We start from the raw sequence: 24332 nt of genomic DNA on the forward strand, positions 1-24332 counted from the left end.
CCTTAGGGGTGGGGGCGATGAGAAAGGGTTGCACTACTGATAGTCGCGCGGATCGAGGCCGGGGTTGGCCTCCATCCACGCGCGCAGGGCGGCGTTCCGTCGGTCGATCTGGATGCCCTTGACCAGGCAGAAGATCCAGATGCCGATGAAGACTGCTGCGACGACATACATCAAGACGACGAGGATCCCGGTCAACGCCAGCAGCACCTGAACGATGCAGCCGAGCACGACGCCCCAGCGGTAGCGGAGGCCGGCGCCGGCGACGAGCATGAGAACGACGAACCCGGCGCCGCCGAGAAGGGCCACGCTCCAGGGCAGGACCCCGGCACCGCCGACGTTCAGCACGAGGAAGAACAGGACGCATGCCTCTAGCACCAGCATGATCGAGAGCAGGCTCTCGGTCAGCGAGCGCTGGCGACGCGGGCGAGCGGTACGGGGGCTGCGCCCGGTCGCCGCATCCGCCACGGGGACCTCAGGATCCGAGGCGGCCCCGTCAGGATCGCTCGTCACGTTGCTCACTTGTCTCCGGCCTCGAGCGTCAGGCTCATCACTTCACCGACCAGCGTGATCGATCCGGTGACGACGACGCCGCCCTTCTCGGTCTCGTCGGCGAGGTCGCGGGCGATCGAGAGCGCGGAGACCACGTTCGTCTCGACGGTCACCCGGTCGGGGCCGACGATGCCGACGGCGATCTGAGCCAGCGTGTCGGCGTCGATGGCCCGATCGGAATCGGACTGCGTGATGACGAACTGCTCGACGACGGGCGCGAGGGCACGGATGATGCCACCCGCGTCTTTGTCGGAGAGGATTGCGAGCACGGCAACGACGCGGTCGAAGTCGAAGTACTCGCCGAGCGCTTCGGCCAGCGAGTGCGCACCGTGGGGGTTGTGCGCGGCGTCGACGAGGATTGTCGGATCGTTGCTGAGCACCTGGAGTCGACCGGGCGACGACGAGCCGGCGAGCCCCTCCGTGAGGATCTCGGGGTCGAGCGGCTGGGTGCCGTTGCCGAGGAACGACTCGACGGCTGCGATCGCGACCGCGGCGTTCTGTGCCTGGTGGCGACCGAACAACGGCAGCGGGATCTCCTCGTAGCGGCCGGCGATCCCCTGCACCGAGATCAGCTGACCGCCGACGGCGACCTTCGACTCGAGCACCTGGAATCCGGCGCCCTCCGAGACGAACGTCGATTCCGAGAGCTCCGTGGCGCGCTGCAGCTCGGCCAGCGCCTCGGGCACCTGCGCGGCCGAGACGACGTTCGACGAGGGCTTGATGATGCCCGACTTGGTGCGGGCGATCTCGAGCACGGTCGAGCCGAGCCGCTTCGTGTGGTCGAGCGCGATCGGGGTGAAGACGGCGACCTGACCATCGGCGACGTTGGTGGAATCCCACTCGCCGCCCATGCCGACCTCGAGCACGACGACGTCCGCGGGTGCGTCGGCGAACGACGCAAAAGCGAGCACCGTGAGCGCCTCGAAGAAGGTGAGCGGCTCCTCGCCGGCCGCCGTCAGCTCGTCGTCGACCATGCTGAGGAAGGGTGCGATGTCTCGCCAGTTGGCGGCCAGCGCGGCATCGCTGATCGGCTCGCCGTCGATCACAATCCGCTCGTTGACCTTGACCAGGTGCGGGCTCGTCATCAGGCCGGTGCGCAGTCCATAGGCGCGCAGGATGCTCTCGATCATGCGGCTGGTCGACGTCTTGCCATTGGTGCCGGTGATGTGGATCACCGGGTAGCTGCGGTGCGGGTCGCCGAGGAGTTCGACGGCACGACGGGTCGCCTCGAGGCGGGGCTGCGGGGTGTTCTCACCGATGCGCGCGAGAAGGGCCTCGTAAACTAGCCGGGCTCCCGCCTCGTCGGCGGACTCGTCGAGCTCCTTCTCGTCGTCACGATCGTCGTGATCGCGTTCGTCGTCGTCGCCCATCGAGGGGAAGTCGCCGAAGTCGTCGCGCGTGCCGAACACGTCGGGCAGCGGCCCGGGGTCGACAGTCTCGTCGTCGTCGCGGCCGGGGCCTGCGGGGGTGTCACTCATGTTTGCTCACCTGCACTGTCACGGCCGCGCCGTCGCCGACCGGAACGGCGTCGTCGGGGGCCTCGGAGAAGAGATCGACCTCGAGGTTCAGGGTGAGGGTCTCACCCATGATTAGGTCGCGGTGCGCCTCGACAGCAGCCTCGGCCGCCGCGTCGACGCCGAGGGTCAGTCGGATGCGGTCGCTCACGTCGAGCCCGGCCGATTTTCGCGCGGCCTGAACGGCGCGGACGACGTCGCGGGCGAGCCCTTCGGCCGCGAGCTCGGGCGTGATCTGCGTGTCGAGGAGCACGAAGCCGCCGTCACCGACGAAGGCGATCGCCCCGGCGCCCTCGGCCACGGTGAGCTCGAGTGTGAACTCGCCGGGGATGAGAGCGATACCACCCACGACGACGCCCTGCTCGCCCGACGCGTCGATGTCGCCGAGCGACCAGTCGCCCTTCTTGGCGGCCGGGATGACCTGCTGCACCTGCTTGCCGATGCGCGGACCGGCGGCCCGGGCGTTGACCGTGAGCTTGCGAGTCACGCCGTAGTCGCCGAGCGACTCTTCGGTGAGGGCGTCGAGGGTGACCTCTTTGACGTTCAGCTCGTCGCGGAGGATGGCCGAGAAGGGCGACAGCTGCGCGGGATCCTGAGATACGACAGTGATCGAGGCGAGCGGGAGGCGAACCCGGAGCCCGGTTGACTTGCGGAGCGCCAGGCCGGACGACGCGATCGCACGGATCCGGTCCATCGAGTCGACGAGCGTGTCGTCGCGCGGGAACGCCGACGAATCGGGCCAGTCGGTGAGGTGCACGCTGCGACCTCCGGTGAGGCCCTGCCAGATCTCTTCGGTGACCAGGGGCGCCAACGGCGCGGCCACGCGGGTGAGCGTCTCGAGCACGGTATAGAGCGTGTCGAAGGCGTCGTGGTCGTCACCCGACCAGAAGCGATCGCGCGACCGACGCACGTACCAGTTGGTGAGCACATCGGCGAAGTCGCGGAGCTTCGCGGTCGCGAGGGGCGAGTCGAGCGACTCGAGGTCGTGAGCGACGTCGTCGACGAGCTGACCGGCCTTGGCCAGCAGGTACCGGTCGAGCACGTCCGTCGAATCGGTGCGCCAGGTCGGCTGGTACCCCTTCGAGTAGAGCGTGAAGAAGTAGTAGGTCGACCAGAGCGGGAGCAGGAACTGCCGGACGCTCTCGCGGATCCCCTCTTCGGTCACGATCAGGTTGCCGCCTCGGATCACGCTCGACGACATGAGGAACCAGCGCATCGCGTCGGCGCCGTCGCGGTCGAACACCTCGTTGACGTTCGGATAGTTGCGGAGGCTCTTCGACATCTTCTGGCCGTCGGAGCCCAGCACGATTCCGTGGCTGATCACGTTCGAGAAGGCCGGACGATCGAACAGACCGGTCGACAGGGCGTGCATCACGTAGAACCAGCCGCGGGTCTGCCCGATGTACTCGACGATGAAGTCGGCCGGGCTGTGGCTGTCGAACCACTCCTGGTTCTCGAACGGGTAGTGCACCTGGGCGAACGGCATCGAGCCGGAGTCGAACCAGACGTCGAAGACGTCTTCGATGCGACGCATGGTCGATGCGCCCGACGGGTCGTCGGGGTTGGGACGGGTGAGGTCGTCGATGAACGGTCGGTGCAGGTCGGGCTCGCCCTCCGCGTTCAGCGGCAGGCGACCGAAGTCGGCCTCGAGCTCGGCGAGCGAGCCGTAGACGTCGACGCGCGGGTACTCCGGGTTGTCGCTCTTCCACACCGGGATCGGCGATCCCCAGTAGCGGTTGCGCGAGATCGACCAGTCGCGCGCGTTCTCGACCCACTTGCCGAACTGGCCATGCTTGACGTTCTCGGGAACCCAGTTGATCTCTTCGTTCAGCTCGACCATGCGGTCGCGGTAGTCGGTCACGCGCACGAACCACGACGACACGGCCTTGTAGATCAACGGATTGCGACAGCGCCAGCAGTGCGGGTAGCTGTGCTCGTAGCTGGCCTGGCGGAGCAGACGCCCCTCGGCACGCAGCATCTGCGTGAGCGGCTTGTTCGCATCGAAGACCTGCAGTCCCGCGACCTCGCCGAACATCGGCAGGAAGCGCCCTCCTTCGTCGACCGAGATGATCGTCGGGATGCCGGCGGCCGAGCAGACCTGCTGGTCGTCTTCACCGTAGGCGGGAGCCTGGTGGACGATGCCGGTGCCCTCGCCGGTAGCGACGTAGTCGGCGACCAGGATCCGCCACGCGTTTTCAGTACCCCACTTTTCGAGGTCGGCATAGTGATCCCACAGCCGGTCGTACTGGACCCCGTCGAGCTCGCGTCCCTGCACAGTGCGCTCGACCGCGGCGAGCGCGTCGTCGGCACTCTCGTAGCCCAAGTCTTTCGAGTAGGCGGCGACGGTATCGGTCGCGAGGAGGAAGCGGGTGAGCCCGTCGGCCGACCCGTCAGCGGCACCGAGCGGGCCGGAGGGCAACACCGAGTACTCGATGGCGGGGCCGACCGCGAGCGCGAGGTTCGTCGGGAGAGTCCAGGGGGTGGTGGTCCAGGCGAGAGCCTTGACGGCCGTCAGCCCGAGCACCTCGGCCCGCTCGCCGACGAGGGGGAACGTCACCGTGACGGTTTGATCTTGACGCATCTTGTAGACGTCGTCGTCCATGCGCAGCTCGTGGTTCGACAGCGGCGTCTCGTCGTGCCAGCAGTACGGCAGCACGCGGAAGCCCTCGTAGGCGAGGCCCTTGTCGTGGAGTGTCTTGAAGCCCCAGATGACGCTCTCCATGAAGGAGGTGTCGAGGGTCTTGTAGTCGTTCTCGAAGTCGACCCACCGTGCCTGGCGGGTGACGTACTCCTGCCACTCCCCCGTGTATTCGAGCACCGATTTGCGGGCGGCCGCGTTGAACTGCGCGACGCCCATCTCGTCGATCTGGTGCTTCTCGGTGATGCCGAGCTGGCGCATCGCCTCGAGCTCGGCCGGGAGTCCGTGGGTGTCCCAGCCGAAGCGTCGGTGCACCTGCTTGCCACGCATGGTCTGGAACCGGGGGAACACGTCTTTGGCGTAGCCCGTCAGGAGGTGGCCGTAGTGCGGGAGGCCGTTGGCGAACGGGGGGCCGTCGTAGAAGACCCACTCCTCGCAGCCCTCGCGCTGGGCGATCGACTCCCGGAAGGTGTCGTCGCGCTTCCAGAAGGCGAGGATGCCCTGCTCGACGTCGGGGAACTTCGGCGACGCGGGAACGGCACGACGACCGGTGCCGACGTGGTCGAGATCGGTGCGGGCGGACTCGGTGGTTTCGTCGAACTCAGCGGCCATTGTCAACTCCAGTGCAGATGCGCGGTGCTTGCTTCTCGCACGAGGACGGCTACCGGATGTCACCGGGAGTCGCGGTACCACCCCGCTTGCCCACCTCGATTGCCGGAGGGCCACTCATTGTCAGGCGATGTCGGGCCTGCCCCGCTCGGTTCTACCGGCCCGCACTTCGCAGACCGTGGTCTGCTCGCTGCAAGCGTTCTTCCGAGTGCTCCCCGGTGATGGCCGGATCAGTGCGCTCCAAGTGTAGCCGCAGACCGTGGCCCTCGAAGCGGGGATCGGGGCAGGTCGAGCGCCCCCATCACGATGAGTCGGTGACGGGTCGGCCGGATCCTCGTCTGTGCTTTACGTCGGTGGTCCACACGAAGGCCCACACGGGGTCCGCACAAAGGCCCACAGACAGGCGGTACCAGTCCCCCAAAGCGGGGATTACTAGGGGTGTTCGCCCTGCCTAGTGTGAAAAAGACGGTCTTCGGGGACCGTCGGTCAGGGGATCCATCATGGCGTCCACACGTCTTGCATCACGGCGCCGCAGCGCGCTTGCTCTCACCGTCGCGATCGTCGTCGCGGCGCCACTCGCCAGTGCCATCGATCTCGCGGCACCGGCCTCGGGCGCTCAGGCCGCGACCACCCAGGCGGAGTCTCCGGACTTCGCGACCCGCGCCTACGGCGACCCGTGGGACTACTCGAACTCGGGCGATCAGAACACCGACGCGGCCCGCGTTCGCGGCCTGAGTATCAAAAACGGGGTGATGAACCTGCGCGTCGGCGGCGGCGACTACTTCACACCGATCATCTCGCAGCCCGACTCTCTCGCGGTGGGGCGCGACGGCGCCGCAAAGCCCGTCTCCCCGTCCGGCTATGACCACGTGTCGTTCAAGATGAATCAGCCCTCGTCGGGCGTCGGCGCCATCTGGTGGTGGACCTGCTCAACCACCCTCGCGACCTGCGGTGGCGGACAGACCTTCAAGCTGTACAAGGGCACGCACGTCTACAACTTCAACCTGACCTCCAAGTCGACCGTCGGGGCGAAGAGGCCGTGGAACGATCACGGCAAGCCGATCGTCCGGTTCCGGATCGCCCCGACCATCTCGGGATCGAAGACCAGCCCGATCCTCGCGAAGATCGACTGGCTCCGCATCTACAAGAAGACCGGCTCGCTCGCTGCCTACCCCGCAGGCACCTACGACGGAGTCAAGGTCATCTCGCGACCGATCTCGGTCGTCGACAGCCCGAACACCACCGAGGGCAAAGACATCAGCACCGCCCAAGGGCGCAAGCAGTGGGTCTTCACGAGCGCGGCGGCAGCCCGAGGGGTGAAAGTCAAGAACGCGACCGTCAAGGGCTACGGCGCGGCCGGGATGACCGCCACCAACTCGGGATCGAACCGCAACGACCCGGAGGTGCTGCTACCCGTCAGCGCCTTCCCGGGCAGCACCTACCGCTACTTCTCGTTCCGGCTGACCTACAACGGCGGCTACTCGCTGGCCAACAGCCCGGGCGGCGGCAAGATGGCGCGGCTCGTGTGGAACGCCAAGGGCACGACCGCCCCCCAGGAGAGCAACGACATCGTCACCTACTCCGGCCCGAACGCCCGCACCCTCAGCGTCGACCTCGCCAAGGGCAACCCGCTCGACGAGAACTCGCGGTCGCCGCGTCTCGGCTGGAAGGGCCGCACGATCACCTCGCTGCGCTTCGACCCCAACGAGGATCCGGGCGCCAACACCTGGCACCTGTCATCGATCCACCTTCGGAAGGCCCCGGCTGCCAAGGCCTCGACGGTCATCAAGTTCCACGATGCCGCGTGGATCGCCGGCACGACGGCCACGATCAAGGTCGGCAAGAAGGCGCCCGGCGGCAGCGGATACACGACCCTCGCCTCCGACATCCCCGTCACGAAAGGCTCGAACCACCGCCGCTTCACCCTGGGCTCGAAGGCGACCGGGGCGTACTACGTTCAGGTCACGCTGCGCCACCCGGGTGGCGGCACCTCGACGTCGTACTCGACCGCGCCGATCACGATGTCGCGCTGACGCGGGCTCCCCGCCTCGCAGCACCGGCTGCACCCACCGCCCCGAAACCACCCCGGAGCACTGGGTGCAGACTGGGCACATGACGACACCCGACGCCCACAGCTCGACTGCCATGGGCGACGGTTCGTCCCCCGAGGGCGAGGGTTCGTCCGCTGGGAGCGCCAAGCCCGAAAGCTCGCTCACCGTCATCGTCGCCTTCACGGCCAACCTCCTGGTTGCCGTAGCGAAGACAATCGCGTCGCTCCTGACCGGTTCTGCCTCGATGGTCGCCGAGGCCGCGCACTCCTGGGCAGACACCGGCAACGAGATCTTCCTCTTCGTCGCCGATCGCCGGGGCGGTCGCCGACGCGACGCCGACCACCCGCTCGGCTATGGCAAAGAAACCTACGTCTGGTCGATGTTCGCCGCATTCGGCCTCTTCACCGTGGGCGCCGTCGTGTCGATCTACCACGGCATCTCCGAACTGGGCTCGGCCGAAGAGGAGACGAGCTTCGTCGTCAACTACGTCGTGCTCGGCGTCTCCGCCTGTCTCGAGGGGGCCTCGTTCATCCAGGCGTTGCGGCAGGCGCGGGGTGTTGCCAAGAAGCGCAGGATCCCGGTGCTCCGCCACGTCCTCGGATCCTCGAACTCGACGCTTCGTGCCGTCTTCTTCGAAGATGCGGCGGCTCTCGTCGGCCTGCTCATCGCCTTCCTCGGCATCTTCCTGCACCAGTTGACCGGCTCGGCCGTCTTCGACGCGATCGGATCGATCCTGGTCGGAGTGCTGCTGGGTGTGGTCGCGGTCGTGCTGATCGATCGCAACCGACGGTTCTTGATCGGCGAGAGCCCGACAGACGAGGTCGAGTCGACTGTGCTCCGCCGCCTCCTCGAGCGCGACGACATCGAACGCGTCACCTACCTGCACACCGAGTTCGTCGGGCCGAGCCGCCTCTACGTCGTGGCTGCTGTCGACATCGTGGGCAATGCCGACGAGGAGCACGTCGCCGTGGCGCTCCGCCGCATCGAGCGCGCCCTCGAGGGGCACGACATCGTCGAAGAGGCTGTGCTGACGCTCTCGACGCCCGACGAGCCGAGCCTCTCGCCCGCCAAGGCGCGGGATGCGGCGCCGGGGTCGCTGGCCTGAGGTCGCATCCGGCTCAACTCCCTGCTTGACAAGGAGCTCTGTACTTTGAGTAGAGTGTTATTAATACGTGAAGTATTAATGACGAAAGGAACACAGTGGTTTCATCTCTGCTCACTAAGACCATCGCGGCTTCAGGAGCCGGCCTGCTGCTCGCGGGGCTCGCTGCCGCGCCGGCACTCGCGGCCGCTCAGCCCGCTCCCCCGACTTCTGCCTCCGCCAGCGTCACGGGCGGTTCGGCATCTGCCGATCCGGGGAAGACGACGCGCGGCGGCACCGTCGCAGTCGGTGGCGGCGTCTGGACATTCGGCGTCAATAAGGGCCGAATTACTTCCGTTTTCGACACGACCAAGTTCACCCACAAGACATCAACGTGTGACGGCTGGAACAGGTGCGATAAACCGGGCTACGTGCCGGCAGGCACACTCGCCGTCTCGCACCACGCCTCCACGGCCTTCGGTAATTCCGCCTATTGGAACATCCGCTGAAGGCCTGCCGCGGGTTCGCTGCCACCACCATCCTCGCGGTGGTAGCGACCATGGTCGCCGGCGTCTGGCTTGCCACTTCTGTTCTCGTTCAACTGGATCGTTTCGCCGGAGGCCAGTCCCCTTCGCGTCTTGTCATTTCAGAGCTGTCAGAGGCAGTCACCAAAGCTGACGCGCTCGACGTTCTGGCCGACGAGGCTCGAAATTACAAAGTCAACCTGGCGCTCCTCGTCCCTGATCTCGGCGGAAACGAACGCGTCTGGCATCAATTCGTCTTCGAGGGCGACCCACTCGATAAGAGTCTTGAGGCAGCACCGTTCGACCCTGAGATGACAATTCGAACTCATCCTTCGTCAAAGATCGAGCGCGAAGACGTCCGGGGAATCTACGCCGTCACGGCTGACGGCGAGACTCTTGATGCGTTGGCGAACGACCTGAACGCTAGGGGCCTCAAGACAAGTGCGGAGCGACTTGCACTCCCAGTTGCCCTTGGGAGTGCCGCCTTTGAACCGGGCACGTCTCTCGTGCTCCTGGTCGTGGTTCTCGGAACCGTTCTGGCTATTTTGTCCGAGGCTGACGCACGACGCCGACGACAGGCAGTCCGGCAATTTGTCGGATGGTCACGATGCAAGTCCCTAGCGCGTGAGAGTCTCGAAATGATGTTGCTCATCGCAACGACAATCGCGCTGCTTACGGCCGTCGGCACCGGTGCTCTTTGGATCTACAACTCATTACAGGGTGTCCGGCGTCTCATGCCCCTCATTGGACTCACCTGGGGTGCCGCGATCGTGGTCGTCACGACGTTGTTTCTTTTGGCCTCCTCGTGGCCAGGTTTAGCCCGCGCCGCAGGCGTATTCGCAGGTCATGCCCCGCCCCTTCGACGACGAGTCATTCCCGTGGCCTGTTGCGTAGTCCTGGTGTCGTCGACGGTCTGGGGTCTCGTCGGGGTAGCCACCACTCTCGAATCTACGCAATTACTTGAACAGACCCTGGCCAGGCGGGCACCGCTCGCAGATACGGTGCGAATCGCAGTTGGCGTCGCGACGGTGTCAAACAAGGACTTCGATACTGGCTTCGGCAAGATCGTTCGTTCGGAGTTGTCAGCCAGACGGGCGCTCATCGCTGGTCATAATGACGCACCCAACTATCCAAGCGGCCCCTTCGGCCCGAATCACCTCCTGGTCAATCGTGCCTATCTGGAGAAAGAACCCGTCAGAGACACAAGGGCACAACCACTCAAACTCCCTCCCTCCTCACCGAAATCATTCGACATTCTCATCCCCGCTTCTCTCGAAGTGGAACGCGAGCGGATCGTGAAGGAGTTCGAGGAATGGCTCGATTTCCAGGAGGAATTCACCGGTGCCATTCGACCCAGCACGGTTCGCGTGCAACTGATTGCAGATGGGCAAGACACACCCGACTTCGGAGATGGCTACATTCCGGGAGACGTTCATACGAGAACCGGAAATGTGATCGCCGTGGTCTCCGACGACGCTTCAGCCGTGGCCGATGAGATGCTCTCTAGCTATGCAGGCAACGGCCAGATGCTGTTCACTGATCCCGCGTTGCTTCGCTCCGCTATAGACAAGGGTGGCTTTGCCGGCGCCGTGTCGGCGATCGATCGATATGGGGACACGATCATCCGCCAGCTCACCGAGGTCCGCGCCGAAATCGCGCGTCTTCTCACAGCAAGCCTCATGGCCCTCGTCGTCCTCATCTTGGCCACCTGGAGCTCGGTGGCCCAACACGGTGTCCGCCGCCAGGTCGAAAGGCGTGTCTTGACTCTCACCGGGCGATCCCGCTGGGCCGCCCACGCCCGGTACCTCGTCACGAGCGTGGCACTCTCGGCGGGAGTCGCGAGCCTTGCTGCAGCGCTCGTCGGGGCAACTGTCACTGCGTTCGCAGTGGGCGCCGTCTGTGTAGCGCTGGACAGCACCGTCCGCTTCGCTGGTATGCACATTTTGGACCGTCAAGATCGCCGTCTTCTCCGAAGCCGCGTCACCGCCACGCGCCTTGGTTGTCGCGCACCAGTCAAGGAGCACACTGCATGAAAACTGCACTGACAGCGCGAGGTCTCAGCCGCGCCGCCGGCACTCGCACCCTCTGGAGCGACCTCGACTTCACCGTCGAGTCGGGCCGGTCGCTCGCGCTCACCGGGCCGAGCGGCAGCGGCAAGACGACCCTGCTGCGCTGCCTTTCCTCTATCGCTCGACCCGACGCCGGACGGATCTTGCTGGGCGGTACCCGAATCGATCAGCTCGGGGCCAAAGACCAGCGAGAGTTCCTCCGCTCGACCTGTGGCCTGGTGTTCCAGGACTACGCGCTCGTCGGCGAGTGGACGGTGACAGAGAACGTGTGCGTGGTGCGCCCGCGCGGTGTGCCCAAGGGGGTGCTAGCGCAACGCTCGAGGGACGCACTTATTCGGGTCGGGCTCGGCGGGCGCGGCGCCGAGCCCACGTCACGCCTGAGCGGGGGCGAGCAGCAGCGAGTGGCGGTGGCCCGGATCCTCGTCCAGTCGCCCCGACTCGTCATCGCCGACGAACCCACCGCGGCACTCGACGACGTCAGCGCCGCAAAGGTCCGCTGGGCCCTCGGCGCGCTTCGCGAGATGGGAGCGATCGTCGTCGTCGCGACGCACGACCCTGTGCTGGTCGACTGGTGCGACGACGCTCTCGCTCTGGGCTGAACCCGCCTGACCGGCAATGACCCTCACAGGCGGCGAAAACCCGCAGCCTAGGACTGCCGTTTCTGCCGAATGCGAGGGTCTGCGCCGCTTCTGAGGGTTTATGCCAGTCCTGCTGGTCTAGGCATCCAACCTAGGCCGACGCCGAGCCCCGCCGGCGACGCGCCACCACGAGCAGCCCGACGCCGAGGCCCAGCACCGCGAATCCGACGAGCGCCTGCGGGCCGGAGTCCGACCCGGTGAAGGCGAGCTCGGCCGGAGCCGCGCCAGCGACAGCAGCCGACGTGACGAACGGCGTGCCGGTCAGGTGGATGAAGCGGATGTCGGAAGGCACCGAATAGGCCGCATCGCCGGTCGCCGCAGGGTCGACCTGGAACGCGGTCATGATGTAGTTGCCCGGCGTGCGAGCCAGGGTCGTCGACCACGTGCCGTCCGCAGCGACGACGATCGATCCGTCGTCGACAGACAACGGCGTCGTCGAGGCGGGGTCACCGCTCAGGGCGCGAGGCGAACTCAGCCGCGCGGCACCGGTCGCGGAATCGGCGTTCAGCACCTCGGGTTCGAACTCCCCCGAGAAGAGGGTCGGGTACAGCGCCTCGAAGTAGTAGAGCGACGTCAGGGGTCGCTCCTCGTAGAGCACGACATGCTGCCCGGGCGTGCCCGTTCCCGAGACCTTCATGGTGACCTTGCCCGGAGTGGCCGCACTGGCCGTGCCTTTGACGGGAATGCCGAGCTCGTCGATGATCTCGTCGAGCGACTTCTCGATCTCGGCGTCTGTCTCGTCGGCTTCGTCGGCGAGCGCCTGGACTGCCCGGGGCAGAACGGATGCACGCGAGGAGGACGACGACGAGAGCGAAGGATCCTCGGCGCGCGCAGCTCGGGCCTTCACTTTCTGGGCCTGGGTCCGCGCGGGCTCCGCCGCGGAGGAGGCCGCTGCGGTGTCCGACGAGCTGAAGGAGAAGCCCAAGGAGCCGAAGGACGAGTCGTCGTACGTGGGCTCGAGGACGGTGGGCGGGACGACGGTTCCGGCGGGGACCGTGATGGTCAGGCCGATCGTATTCGACAGCTCCGACTCCCGGGTGATCTCGTCGCCTTCATCGTTCGTCACAACCTGATACGCGCTGACCTTCTCCGTGCCGAACGAGACGGTGTAGTCGGACGTCCAGGTGCCGTCGTCCCCGACCGAAACCGAGTCATTGAAGTCGAACGTGAAGATGTCGCCCCCTGATTCCTCGTCGGAGGTCTGCGCGACGAGGTAGACGTCGCTACCGGGCGTGCCGGTTCCCGAGAACTGCACGACCGCGAGCGGCTCGCCGTTCGAGAACGGGAAGGGCGAGGCCTCGTACGACACGGCGGCTGTCGGGTCGGTGATAGTGGGCGTCGCACTCTGTTCAGCGTCGAACTCGACGTCGAAGTCGTATTCGCTGAGGTCTTCGCCCTTGTAGGTCGCGTACACGCTGAGGTACTGCTCGTAGCCGGCGTCATCAGCGAAGTGGAGCGGGATCGAGAACGACGTCGCCGTCGTCGCGAGGCGCTTGATCGGCTCACCCCAGCTGTCGGTGACGACGACCTTGGCGCCGATGGGCGCCGTGCCGGTGATCGTGATGTCGCGGGCTCCCGTGACGCGCACGTAGCCGTCGCGGTCGGCCGCGGGCACGGTCGCTGCCTTCAGGTCGGTCGGTGCCGCCTTCGGCGCGGCGGCCTTCGCCGCTGCCGTGGGCTTCGGGGTCGGGGTCGCCGTGGGTGTGGCAGGCGACGTCGGCGTCGCGGTGGGTGTCGAAGTCGCAGCGGTACCGGCCGAGCTCACACCAGCCGCGGGTGTGGCGGACGCCGGTGTGGCGGACGCCGTCGGCGCGCTCGTCGCTGCCGTGCCGGGCTCGGCGGCGAATGCTGCCCCGGCGGAAAGCACGGAGCCTCCGACGATCAGGGCGAGCGCTACGGGAAGAGCCACTGCGGCTCGGAAATCGGGTTTCGTCAAAGAACTCGTCTGTCTTTCGGCGTGAGTCGGCAGGCATGTCGCCGCTCTGACCCACCCCCGAGCAACGCCCCGGCCCGGTGATCTCGGGCCGTCGAGCGAAGGTACCAGTTCGGCGATGCCGATGACGACACCCGTCCGGTTAGGGTGTGTGCCCCCCGAGCCCGGCGGCAACCGCCTCGACGGCCGGCTCCACCGCGTCTTCGAGACTGCCCCGGCCGATTCCGGCTCGCGCCCACGCGACCGCGGCCGCTCCCGCCGCTCCGAGAAGCGCCGCCGACACCACCTGCGGCCACGCGTCGCCGGCACGCGCCTCGGTCCGCTCGGCGACGAACGCCGCGACGATCGAGTGCTGCGCCACGAACCGCGCCGCGCCAGACGCAGTGAGGTCGTCGCCGAGCCGCATCGTCTCGCCCTGCGACAGGGCCCAGGGCACCCGGGAGTCGTCGTGCCGCTGCGCCACGAGCACGAGCGCTCGAGCCACACTGTCGGGAGCGGAGAGCGAAGGATCCGACCCGCCCACCTCGAGCAGAGCGCCCGGCAGCGACCGAAGGCTCTCGTCGAGGTCGAGCCAGAGCAGATCGGCCTTGCCTGCAAAGTAGTTGAAGAACGTGGCGCGGCTCACTCCGGCGCGTTGGGCGATCTGATCGACGGTGGTGCCCGCGTAGCCATTCTCGAGGAAGAGCTCGGAGGCCGCATCGGCGAGAATCTCGGCCGACGAGCGCCGGGGGCGGCCCGTGCGTGCAGAAGGTGTCACGTCAGCATTCTCCCGCTAGACTCGATTGGCCACTTACTATACGGAGTCCAGAAATTACTACTCGCGCCCCCTTCCTCGCTCTCCTCGGTCTCACCGCGGCCAGTGCGCTCGTTCTGAGCGGCTGCACCGCCGCATCCCCGTCCGACACCGCCAGCTCGAAGCCCGTCTCGGGCGGCACCCTGACCTACGCGTCGGGCGACGCCGAGCCGACCTGCCTCGACCCCCACGTCGGCGGCAACTATCCGCAGGCGCTCGTGTCGACGCAGTACCTCGAAGAGCTCGTGTCGAAGAACACCGCCGGCGACGTGATCCCGTGGCTCGCGACGTCGTGGAAAGAGGCCTCCGACGGCCTCAGCTGGACCTTCTCGCTGAAGAAGGGCGTGAAGTTCACCGACGGTACGGCCTTCGACGCCGCTGCCGTGGTCGCCAACGTGAAACACGTGCAAGACCCCACGACGCTGTCGTCGACGGGGTACCTCGCGCTCGCCAAGGTGAAGAAGGCCGTCGCTGTCGACGACAGCACCGTGCGCCTCGACCTCTCGAGCCCCGACAGCTCACTGCTCGACTCGCTCTCGCAGCCGTGGCTCGCGATCGAGTCACCCACTGCCCTCAAGCGCACGCAGGCCGTCAACTGCGAGTCACCGGTCGGCACCGGTCCGTTCAAGGTCGTCAAATGGACGAAGCAGCAGTCGATCACCCTGGAGCGTAACGACGGCTACACCTCTCCCCCGAAAGACGCCGCACACACCGGCAAGGCGTACCTCGCGAAGATCGTGTGGCGGTTCCTGCCCGACTCCGCCTCGCGCTACGCCGCGCTACAGGCGGGCCAGGTCGATGTGATCGACAACGCCCAGCCCGACACCATCGTCGCCGCGAAGAAGAGCGACCAGATCAAAGAGCTCGATGCCCCGCGCCCCGGAGCGTCCAACCGGCTCGAACTGAACTCCTCGCAGGCGCCGTTCAATGACGAACGCGTCCGCGAGGCCTTCATCCGCGGCGTGGCTGTGAACGACGGCATCACGTCGCTGTTCTTCGGCACCGCGAAGCGCTCGTACTCGCTTCTCTCGAGTGTCGAGAAAGACGCGTACTCCGATCCGTCGCTCTTCGACATCGACACCACGAAGGCGAACGACCTTCTCGACTCCGCCGGATGGACGACCCGTGATAGCGCCGGCTACCGCACCAAAGACGGCAAGCGCCTGACCGTGCGGTTCCCGGTCTCGACCAACCAGTCGATCCCGGCCGAGCGAGCCCTGTTCGAACAGATCCAAGAAGAAGCCAAATCGCTCGGCTTCGACGTCGAGATCTCGCAGCTCGACCTGTCGAGCTGGTACGGAGCCCTCGCCGCCCACAAGTACGAGATCGTGAGCGCTCCCTACACGAAGGTCGGCCCCGGCGTCCTCGGAGTGCTGTACGACTCGGCGAGCATCACCCCGGCCCCGAGCGGTTACTTCGCCAATAACGCCCAGGTCGACTCACGCAAAGTCGATGCCCTTCTGAAGCAGGCGAGCGCGGAGTCCGACGCGGCGAAGCGCGCCGACCTCTACGAACAGGTGCAGAAGAGCGTGCTCGAGGGCTACTACGTGCTCCCTCTGTACGACCAGCAGAACCACTACCTGTACCGCACGAGCGTGCACGGGCTTCGAGCGATGCCGACGGTGTCGACGCCGACCTTCTACGACGCTTGGGTGCAACGCTGAAAAGTGCAGCGCCGAATGGTGCGGCGCTGAACCTCGTGCGCTTCATCGCCGGGCGGGTGCTCGGGGCCCTCTTCGTGCTCTGGGCCGTCGCGACGCTGATCTTCTTCGCGATTCGGCTCGTACCGGGCGACCCCGCCGAGGCCATCCTCGGCGGGCCCGGATCGCAGGCGTCGCAGGAGGCGCTCGACCTGGTCCGGCGCCAGTACGGCCTCGACCAACCTCTCCTCGTGCAGTACCTCGATCAGCTCGGCCGCCTTGCGCGAGGCGACCTCGGCACCTCGTACTCGCTCAAGCAGTCGGTGTCGTCGGTGCTCGCCGCGCAGGTGCCCCCGACGCTTCTGCTGGCGTCCCTGTCTCTCGTGGCCGCCTGGATCCTTGCGGTCGGTGTGGCCTGGTGGAGCGCAGGATCCGGGCGGGTCGCCCGAGCGGTCTCGTCCGGTCTCGAGGTGGTCGCCTCGGCCGTTCCGCACTTCCTGCTCGGGAGCGTGCTCATCGTCGTCTTCGCCACCGGTCTCGGCCTGTTGCCTCCCGTGAGCACGGGCACGCCGATCGGCCTGGTGCTGCCGGTCGTGACGCTCGCGGTGCCCGTGGCCGGCTTCCTCGGCCAGGTCACCCGCGACTCGCTGCTCGACGCCGCGGCGGCGCCCTTCGCCCTCACCGCGACAGCTCGGGGCGAGGGACCGTCCGGGCTGTTCTGGCGCCATCTTCTCCGCCACGCCGCGCTTCCCGGGCTCGCCCTGTCGGGGTGGGCCTTCGGCTCACTCCTGAGCGGCGCCATCGTCGTCGAGTCGCTGTTCGCAAGGCCCGGGCTCGGCCGCACCCTGCTCGACGCCGTGACGCTCCGCGACATCCCGCTCGTCACCGGTGTCGCGCTGGTCTCCGCTCTGGCGTACGTGGTCGTGGTCGCGCTCGGTGACCTGGCCGAGAAGGTTGTCGACCCGCGGGGGCAGAGCGCATGACGATCCTTCCCGAGCTCCCCGTCCTGCCCGCCGCCGCACCCACCCGTGCCGCCGAATGGCGCAGCCGCGTGACGGCCCCCCGCGTCGTCGCCGGAGCCGTCCTCCTCGGCGTTCTCGCTGCCGCTGTCGCCCCCGGCCTCCTGGCCCCCGGCGATCCGTTGGCAGTCCACCCGGTCGACGCCTTCTCGGCTCCCTCGCTCGCCCACCCGTTCGGCACCGACGACTCCGGCCGCGACCTCTACACGCGGGTCGTCCACGGCGCCTCCGCCTCCCTCCTCATCGGTGTCGCTGCGACGCTCATCGGCACTCTCCTCGGTCTCGTGCTCGGAATCGCCGCCGGGGTCGGCACTCGCCTCACCGACGCTGCCGTCTCGCGCGTGCTGGAGGTGCTGTTCGCGCTGCCCGGGCTGCTGCTGGCGCTCGTGATCATCGCCTTCGCGGGCCCCGGACCGATCCCTGCGACCCTCGCGGTCGGACTCGCCACTGCCCCCGGATACGCCCGCATCTTCCGCACCCGCATCCGGGCTGTCCGCTCCTCCGAGATGGTCGAGGCCGCGCGTGTGCTCGGGCGTGGCCCGCTCACCCTGCTGGTGCGGCACGTGCTGCCGAACGCTCTCGCGCCGGTCGTCGTGCTCGCCACCCTCGGCGTCGGCCAGGCCATCGTCTGGGCCTCGTCGCTCAGCTACCTCGGTCTCGGCTCTCCGCCGCCCGCTCCGGAGTGGGGCGCGATGCTCGAGGCTGGTCGCACCTACCTCCAGATCGCCCCGTGGATGACCGTCTTCCCCGGCCTGGCCATCGTCGCCACGGCCGCCGCCACGACGGTCGTCGGCCGCGCCTTCGCCGGGGCGGGTCGCCGATGAGCGGGTCGGTGGCGAGCGGGTCGCCTACAGTCCAATCGCCGGGCACCCGCGGTCTCCACGTCGAGGGCCTCCGTGTCGCGTTCGACGGCGTCGATGCCGTGCGCACCGTCTCCTTCGAGCTGGCACCCGGCGAGTGCGTCGCACTTGTCGGCGAATCAGGATCCGGCAAGACCGTCACTGCCCGCGCGCTCCTCGGCCTGTCCGGCGGCACCGTCACGGCCGCCCGCCTCGCCCTCGACGACACCGACCTCACCGGCCTCTCCGAGCGACAGTGGCGGGGCATCCGCGGCCCTCGCATCGGCCTCGTGCAGCAGGACGCCCTCGTCTCGCTCGACCCACTACGGCCGATCGGGCGCGAGATCGATGACGCACTTCGACTGCACACGACGCTGGGCGCGGCCGAGCGGCGGGAGCGGGCGCTCGAGGTGTTGGCCGAGGTCGGGATGCCGGATCCTGCGGTTCGTCGCGCGCAGCGCTCGGGTGAGCTCTCGGGTGGGCTGCGTCAGCGAGGGCTCATCGCCGCGGCGCTCGCACTGCGGCCCGACGTCGTCATCGCCGACGAGCCGACGACGGCGCTCGATGCCGAGGTGCAGCGCGTCGTGATCGACCGTTTGGCGCGCCTCCGCGACGAGGGCACGGCCGTGCTGGCGATCAGCCACGACCTCGGTGCGGTGCGACGCCTCGCCGATCGCATCGTCGTGATGCGGGCCGGCGAGGTGGTGGAGCAGGGGCCGACGGCGCAGATCCTCGACGCCCCGGCTCACCCGTACACGCGGGCGCTCGTCGCGGCCGTGCCTGCGGGCAAACCGCGGGGCTCGCGACTCTCGGTCGGCGGCCCGACCGTTCAGAATGCTGGCAGAACCGGCGAAAAACGAGCCGGATCACCCGCAAAACGCCCGAATGACCAGAGTTCTGAACGCGTCCTCGAGGCGCACGGTCTCACCAGGCGCTTCGGCACCTTCACCGCCGTCGACGATGTCTCGCTCACCCTCCGCGCCGGCGAGACGCTCGGTCTCGTGGGCGCCTCCGGCTCGGGCAAGACCACCACCGCGCGGCTGCTGCTCGGCCTCGACTCCCCCGATCACGGATCGGTCGAGCTGCTCGGCGCCCCCTGGAACCCGCTGCCCGAGCGCGAACGCCGACCCCGCCGGGCGCTGCTCGGGGCGATCTACCAGGATGCGCTCTCGTCGTTCGACCCCCGCATGACGGTGGGCCGGATCCTGGTCGATGCTCTGACGAACGGAAAGACAACGAGGATCCGCGCCCACGCCGCTCAAATCGACGCCCTGCTGGCCGAGGTGGGCCTGCCGACCTCCGTCTCGTCCCGCCTGCCTGCCACGCTCTCCGGCGGGCAACGGCAGCGCGTCGCCATCGCTCGCGCGCTCGCGCCCCGGCCTCGCGTGCTGCTGTGCGACGAACCGGTCTCGTCACTCGACGTGACGGTGCAGGCGCAGGTGCTCGATCTGCTCGAAGAGCTGCAGGAGCGGCACGGCCTCGCCTATCTCTTCATCTCGCACGACCTCGACGTGGTGCGGCATGTCAGCGACCGGGTCGCCGTGATGAGTGCCGGGCGAATCGTCGAGCAGGGCGAGACCGAGCAGGTCTTCTCGGCGCCGACGCACGCCTACACGCGCGGCCTGCTCGCCGCGGCGTCGTCGGCCGACTGACCGCCGGGCGCACAGCGGAAGACACCACAAAACGGAGAGCACACCGCCCAACGACGGTGTGCTCTCCGAAAAGCGGTGCCGCGACTAGCTGCGGGGCGACGAGGCCTCGGCAGCGTCTTCGGCCGGCGGCCGCACGATGTCGATCGGCCCCGACATCGCGAACTCCACGGCCCACTCCGACTTCGACACCTCGCTCGACTCGTCGGCGTAGGCGGCGATGAGCTCTTCGGCCTCCTCCTCGGTCGCGACCGACGGGCCGGATCCGAGCAGGGGCACGTTTGCTGACTCCTTGGTGAACCAGACGGCGACCAGGCCGATCACCGCGGCGATCATCAGATAGAACGCCGGGATGTCATTGGCCCAGCTGTAGCCGTTCGAGGTGGCCCAGGCGACGAGCGACTCCGTGACGAGGGGCGTCGTGCCACCGAACAGCGACACCGACACGTTGAACGCGATGGCAAGGGCGCCGTAGCGAATGATCGTCGGGAACAGCGCCGGCAGCGTCGAGGGCATCGTCGACGTGAATGTGACGAGCACGAGACCGAGGATCAGCAACCCCACGAACACGAGGGGCGTCGACTCGCTCTGCACGAGCTTGAGCGCGGGCCAGGAGAGCACGAGGAACCCGATGCAGCCGGCGAACAGCACGGGGCGACGACCGAAGCGGTCGGAGAGCCGGCCCCCCATCGAGATGACGGCCATCATCAGCACCATGACGACGATCACGAGGATCAGCCCGTTCGTCGCGTCTCGACCGAGGGTCGACGTGAGGTAGGTCGGCATGTACGACAACAGCATGTAGTCGGTGACGTTGAACACCAGCACAAGACCGATGCAGACGATCAGCGCGCGCCAGTTCTCGGCGAAGAGACGGATGAAGGGCACCTTGACGTGCTCTCGCTCGGCGGCCTCCTCCTGCTGCTTCTGGAACGCCGGCGTCTCTTCGAGCTTCAGTCGGAGGTAGAGGCCGACCAGCCCGAGGGGGCCCGCGACGAGGAACGGAATCCGCCAGCCCCACGAGAGCAGCGTGTCTTCGGGCATCGCGAACTGCAGCACGGTGACGAGCGACGCACCGAGCACGTAGCCGCCGAGCGTGCCGAACTCGAGCCACGATCCCATGAAGCCGCGACGCTTGTCGGGCGAGTACTCGGCGATGAACGTCGCCGCTCCGCCGTATTCGCCACCCGTCGAGAAGCCCTGCACGAGGCGGGCCAGGAGGAGCAGGAGGGGCGCCCAGACACCGATCGTGTTGAAGTCGGGCAGGAACCCGATGGCGAAGGTTCCGGCCGCCATCATGATCATCGTGACGGCGAGGACCTTCTGGCGTCCGATGCGGTCACCGAGCGGACCGAAGACGGCGCCGCCGATGGGGCGCACGATGAAGGCCGCGGTGAAGGTCGCAAAGGTGAGGATCACGCTGAGCGTCGGGCTGAGCGAGGGGTAGAAGACCTTGGCGAGGGTGGTGGTGAGGTAGGCGAACACGCCGAAGTCGAACCACTCCATGCCGTTGCCGAGAGCTGCGGCCGCGACGGCTCTCTTGAGCTGCGATTCTTCGACGACGGTCACGTCGTCGCTGGTCAGTCTGCGGCGTCCTTGCCGATTCGGGCGGTGTTTCTTGATGGGTGTTGCAGGACGGGCTGACTGATCACTCATACACATTCACTCCAGTTGTCGATGCAAAAACCCCGAAAGCCTACCAGAGGGCAAAATTTAGCTAGAAAAGAATCACATTTCAGTGCTTGAGGACGTAAGGATCCGGGGCTGCCGCGACCGCCTCGGATCCTCGCGTTCCGATCCCGTAAACTCGCCTGCAGAACACGCAAGGCACCTCCCCACCGACACGGTGCCGCCCATATCGAAGGAGTACGTCCATGACTCGTCCCATGCCCGAGAAGCCCGCCCTCGAAGGCCTCGAGAACGTCTGGGGCCCCGCGTGGGAGTCCGACGGAACCTACAAATTCGATCGCAGCTCGGCGACCAGAGAGAACGTCTTCTCGATCGACACTCCTCCGCCGACCGCGTCGGGGTCGCTGCACATCGGTCACGTGTTCAGCTACACGCACACCGACGTCAAGGCGCGCTTCGAGCGCATGCGCGGCAAGAGCGTCTTCTACCCGATGGGCTGGGACGACAACGGGTTGCCGACCGAGCGCCGCGTGCAAAACTTCTACGGCGTCCGCTGCGACCCGTCACTCCCCTACGACGCCGACTTCACGCCGCCGTTCGAGGGCGGCGACAACAAGTCGTCCAAGGCCGCCGACCAGGTGCCTATCTCTCGCCGCAACTTCATCGAGCTCTGCGAGCGCCTGACCGTCGAAGACGAGAAGCAGTTCGAAGACGTCTGGCGCAAGCTCGGTCTCTCGGTCGACTGGACCCAGTCGTACCGCACCATCGCGGGCGAGTCGCAGGCCGTCGCCCAGAAGGCGTTCCTCCGCAACGTCGAACGGGGCGAGGCGTATCAGGCGCAGGCCCCGACGCTGTGGGACGTCACGTTCCGCACCGCCGTCGCCCAGGCCGAGCTCGAAGACAAAGACATGCCCGGCGCGTACCACACGCTCTCGTTCCACGCCCCGGACGGCAGCGACATCCAGATCAAGACCACCCGACCCGAGCTGCTCCCCGCCTGCGTCGCCCTCGTCGCGCACCCCGACGACGAGCGCTACCAGGCCCTCTTCGGCACGACCGTCCGCACTCCCCTCTTCGACGTCGAGGTGCCCGTGCTCGCGCACCACCTGGCTCAGAAAGACAAGGGCTCCGGCATCGCGATGATCTGCACGTTCGGCGACACGACCGACGTCATCTGGTGGCGTGAACTCGACCTGCCGAACCGCTCGGTGCTCGGCTTCGACGGCCGGTTCATCAGCGAGGCACCGTCGGCGATCACGAGTGAGGCGGGTCTCGCCGCCTACGGCGAACTCGCCGGCAAGACCGTCTTCAGCGCCAAAGCCGCCATCGTGTCGCTCCTCCAAGAGTCGGGCGAGCTGACCGGTGAGATCGAGAAGATCACCCACCCCGTCAAGTTCTTCGAGAAGGGCGACAAGCCCCTCGAGATCGTCTCGACCCGCCAGTGGTACATCGTCAACGGCGCCCGCGACGAAGAACTCCGGTCGACGCTGCTGAAGCGCGGCGAAGAGGTCTCGTTCCATCCCGACTTCATGCGCGTCCGCTACGAGAACTGGGTGAAGGGCCTCTCGGGCGACTGGCTGATCTCGCGTCAGCGCTTCTTCGGCGTGCCGATCCCGGTCTGGTACCCGCTCGACTCCGACGGCAACCCCGTCTTCGATCAGCCCATCGTGCCGACCGAGGCGCAGTTGCCCGTTGACCCGTCGTCCGATGCCGCTCCCGGCTACGACGAGTCTCAGCGCGGGGTTCCCGGCGGCTTCCAGGGCGAGGTCGACGTGATGGACACCTGGGCCACCTCGTCGCTCACCCCGCAGCTCGCGGGTAAGTGGGAGACCGACCCCGAGCTCTTCGACCTCGTCTTCCCGTACTCCCTCCGCCCGCAGGGGCAAGACATCATCCGCACCTGGCTGTTCTCCACGATGCTCCGGGCGCAGCTCGAGGGCGACACCGTGCCGTGGAAGAACGCCTCCATCTCGGGCTTCATCGTCGACCCCGACCGCAAGAAGATGTCGAAGTCGAAGGGCAACGTCGTCACCCCGGCCGCGATGCTCGACGACCATGGCTCCGACGCGGTCCGCTACTGGGCCGCCTCGTCGCGCCTCGGCACCGACGCGGCCTTCGACCCGCAGAACCCCAAGCAGATCAAGGTCGGTCGACGTCTGGCGATCAAGGTGCTGAACGCCGCCAAGTTCGTCTACTCGTTCCCCGAGCCCGTCGAAGGCGCGAGCGTCACGGAGCCCCTCGACCTCGACCTCCTGGCGAACTTCGCCCGCGTGATCGAGGCCGCGACCGACGCCCTCGAGAACTACGACCACGCCAAGGCGCTCGAAGGTACCGAGAAGTTCTTCTGGACCTTCTGCGACGACTACCTCGAACTCGTCAAGGAGCGCGCCTACGGCTCCGCCTCTAGCGAAGGCGCAGGATCCGACGGCGCCGCCTCGGCAGGCGGCCAGGCTTCCGCGGTGCTCGCGCTCCGCACTACGGTCGACGGCCTGCTGCGGCTTCTCGCCCCCTACCTCCCCTTCGCCACCGAAGAGGTCTGGTCGTGGACGCACGACTCGTCGATCCACACGGCTCCGTGGCCCACGGTCGCCGAGCTCGCGGAGGTCGGCGAGATCGTGGCTCCCACCGGTCTGCTCGAACTCGTGGGCGAGGCGCTCATCTCCATCCGTCGCGCCAAGACCGATGCCAAGGCGTCGCTGAAGACTCCCGTCACGTCGGCTGTGGTGGTGGCTCCCGCCGATTCGCTCGAGCTGCTCCGCACGGCTGCCGCCGACCTGTCAGCGGTGGGCCGCATCGAGTCGCTCACGTTCGAGGCGGGCGACGCTCTGGCCGTCAGCGACATCGTGCTCGCCGAGCAGCCGGTAGCCCCCACAGCCCTGACAACGGGCGCCTGATGCAACTCGGAACGCGCTGGTCGGTCGGGGGCGAGACCCCCGACCGCCTTCCGGCCGCCGTCGTCGCGGCGGTCGCTCAGGTTGAGCGCGAGCTCGCCGACCAGGCTGTCGACGCCGCGACCTGGCGCTGGACTCTGACCTGGCTCGAACGCAAGCCGGTCGTCGAGCTCGACGACGGCACCACGATCCGCTACGACGCGGTGGCCGACACGGCGTCCATCCACGAGCCAGTCGACGGCGAAGAGGAATAACCGCTCGTACCG

At 67.4% G+C, this 24332-nt stretch carries 17 protein-coding genes; 11 read left to right on the forward strand and 6 right to left on the reverse strand.

The features are described from left to right. Positions 1-33 precede the first annotated feature (33 nt). From EDF39_RS09400 to ileS, 3 genes are read right to left on the reverse strand one after another with little or no spacing between them, the layout of a single operon-like run. Positions 34-519 carry a DUF4233 domain-containing protein gene (locus EDF39_RS09400; protein WP_123942596.1) on the reverse strand — a complete coding sequence of 162 codons (486 nt, stop codon included), beginning with the start codon at positions 517-519 and terminating at the stop codon, positions 34-36. Continuing rightward, entirely contained in the window at positions 516-2027 is a 1512-nt protein-coding gene (locus EDF39_RS09405; RefSeq protein WP_233573094.1) for a folylpolyglutamate synthase/dihydrofolate synthase family protein, read from the reverse strand. The genes EDF39_RS09400 and EDF39_RS09405 overlap by 4 nt, the downstream gene beginning before the upstream one ends. Next, positions 2020-5313 carry an isoleucine--tRNA ligase gene (gene ileS, locus EDF39_RS09410; RefSeq protein WP_123942598.1) on the reverse strand — a complete coding sequence of 1098 codons (3294 nt, stop codon included), beginning with the start codon at positions 5311-5313 and terminating at the stop codon, positions 2020-2022. Before ileS ends, EDF39_RS09405 begins: the two co-directional genes overlap by 8 nt. Positions 5314-5810: 497 nt before the next feature. On the opposite strand from ileS, the gene EDF39_RS09415 reads away from it, so the two are divergent. The 5 genes from EDF39_RS09415 (at position 5811) to EDF39_RS09435 (ending at position 11634) form a co-directional block, all read left to right on the forward strand. After that, a complete protein-coding gene (locus EDF39_RS09415; protein ID WP_123942600.1) occupies positions 5811-7343 on the forward strand; it encodes a hypothetical protein in 1533 nt (510 codons plus the stop codon). 112 nt (positions 7344-7455) lie between these two features. Continuing rightward, positions 7456-8466: a cation diffusion facilitator family transporter gene (locus EDF39_RS09420; RefSeq protein WP_123943394.1), complete on the forward strand. Its 1011-nt coding sequence runs from the start codon at positions 7456-7458 to the stop codon at positions 8464-8466. A gap of 95 nt (positions 8467-8561) precedes the next feature. Further along, a complete protein-coding gene (locus tag EDF39_RS09425) occupies positions 8562-8951 on the forward strand; it encodes a hypothetical protein (protein WP_123942602.1) in 390 nt (129 codons plus the stop codon). Positions 8952-8989: 38 nt separating this feature from the next. Further along, the gene (locus EDF39_RS09430; RefSeq protein WP_123942604.1) at positions 8990-10999 is read left to right on the forward strand and encodes a hypothetical protein; all 2010 of its coding nucleotides are present in this window, start codon (positions 8990-8992) and stop codon (positions 10997-10999) included. After that, on the forward strand, positions 10996-11634 hold the full coding sequence (locus EDF39_RS09435; RefSeq protein WP_123942606.1) for an ABC transporter ATP-binding protein: 639 nt from the start codon (positions 10996-10998) through the stop codon (positions 11632-11634). The genes EDF39_RS09430 and EDF39_RS09435 overlap by 4 nt, the downstream gene beginning before the upstream one ends. Before the next feature lie 130 nt (positions 11635-11764). Here the strand turns inward: EDF39_RS09435 and EDF39_RS09440 are convergent, their stop codons facing one another. Together EDF39_RS09440 and EDF39_RS09445 are read right to left on the reverse strand one after the other, a co-directional pair. Further along, positions 11765-13609 (reverse strand): hypothetical protein, encoded by a 1845-nt coding sequence (locus EDF39_RS09440; RefSeq protein ID WP_123942608.1) that lies wholly within the window; start codon positions 13607-13609, stop codon positions 11765-11767. A 139-nt stretch (positions 13610-13748) separates the two neighbouring features. Beyond that, on the reverse strand, positions 13749-14363 hold the full coding sequence (locus EDF39_RS09445; RefSeq protein ID WP_123942610.1) for a TetR/AcrR family transcriptional regulator: 615 nt from the start codon (positions 14361-14363) through the stop codon (positions 13749-13751). 38 nt (positions 14364-14401) lie between these two features. Here EDF39_RS09445 and EDF39_RS09450 point away from each other — a divergent pair, with 38 nt between their 5' ends. Genes EDF39_RS09450 through EDF39_RS09465 form a run of 4 tightly spaced genes read left to right on the forward strand, consistent with a single transcriptional unit; the run spans position 14402 to position 19549 of the window. Next, on the forward strand, positions 14402-16063 hold the full coding sequence (locus EDF39_RS09450) for an ABC transporter substrate-binding protein (RefSeq protein ID WP_370275185.1): 1662 nt from the start codon (positions 14402-14404) through the stop codon (positions 16061-16063). Between the two features lie 26 nt (positions 16064-16089). Beyond that, positions 16090-17022 carry an ABC transporter permease gene (locus tag EDF39_RS09455; protein ID WP_123943398.1) on the forward strand — a complete coding sequence of 311 codons (933 nt, stop codon included), beginning with the start codon at positions 16090-16092 and terminating at the stop codon, positions 17020-17022. Next, complete coding sequence (locus tag EDF39_RS09460; protein ID WP_123942612.1) at positions 17019-17882, forward strand: ABC transporter permease; 864 nt, start codon at positions 17019-17021, stop codon at positions 17880-17882. Before EDF39_RS09455 ends, EDF39_RS09460 begins: the two co-directional genes overlap by 4 nt. Further along, the gene (locus EDF39_RS09465) at positions 17879-19549 is read left to right on the forward strand and encodes an ABC transporter ATP-binding protein (RefSeq protein ID WP_123942614.1); all 1671 of its coding nucleotides are present in this window, start codon (positions 17879-17881) and stop codon (positions 19547-19549) included. The genes EDF39_RS09460 and EDF39_RS09465 overlap by 4 nt, the downstream gene beginning before the upstream one ends. An 84-nt stretch (positions 19550-19633) precedes the next feature. On the opposite strand, the gene proP is transcribed toward EDF39_RS09465, so the two are convergent. Continuing rightward, positions 19634-21208 (reverse strand): glycine betaine/L-proline transporter ProP, encoded by a 1575-nt coding sequence (proP, locus tag EDF39_RS09470; RefSeq protein WP_370275178.1) that lies wholly within the window; start codon positions 21206-21208, stop codon positions 19634-19636. Between the two features lie 212 nt (positions 21209-21420). On the opposite strand from proP, the gene valS reads away from it, so the two are divergent. Together valS and EDF39_RS09480 are read left to right on the forward strand one after the other, a co-directional pair. Continuing rightward, positions 21421-24069 carry a valine--tRNA ligase gene (gene valS, locus EDF39_RS09475; RefSeq protein WP_233573091.1) on the forward strand — a complete coding sequence of 883 codons (2649 nt, stop codon included), beginning with the start codon at positions 21421-21423 and terminating at the stop codon, positions 24067-24069. Further along, entirely contained in the window at positions 24069-24320 is a 252-nt protein-coding gene (locus EDF39_RS09480) for a hypothetical protein (protein ID WP_123942618.1), read from the forward strand. The genes valS and EDF39_RS09480 overlap by 1 nt, the downstream gene beginning before the upstream one ends. Positions 24321-24332: the final 12 nt, after the last annotated feature.

Origin of the sequence: Frondihabitans sp. PhB161 (assembly GCF_003814635.1) — a bacterium.
In the GTDB taxonomy this organism is placed as follows: domain Bacteria; phylum Actinomycetota; class Actinomycetes; order Actinomycetales; family Microbacteriaceae; genus Frondihabitans.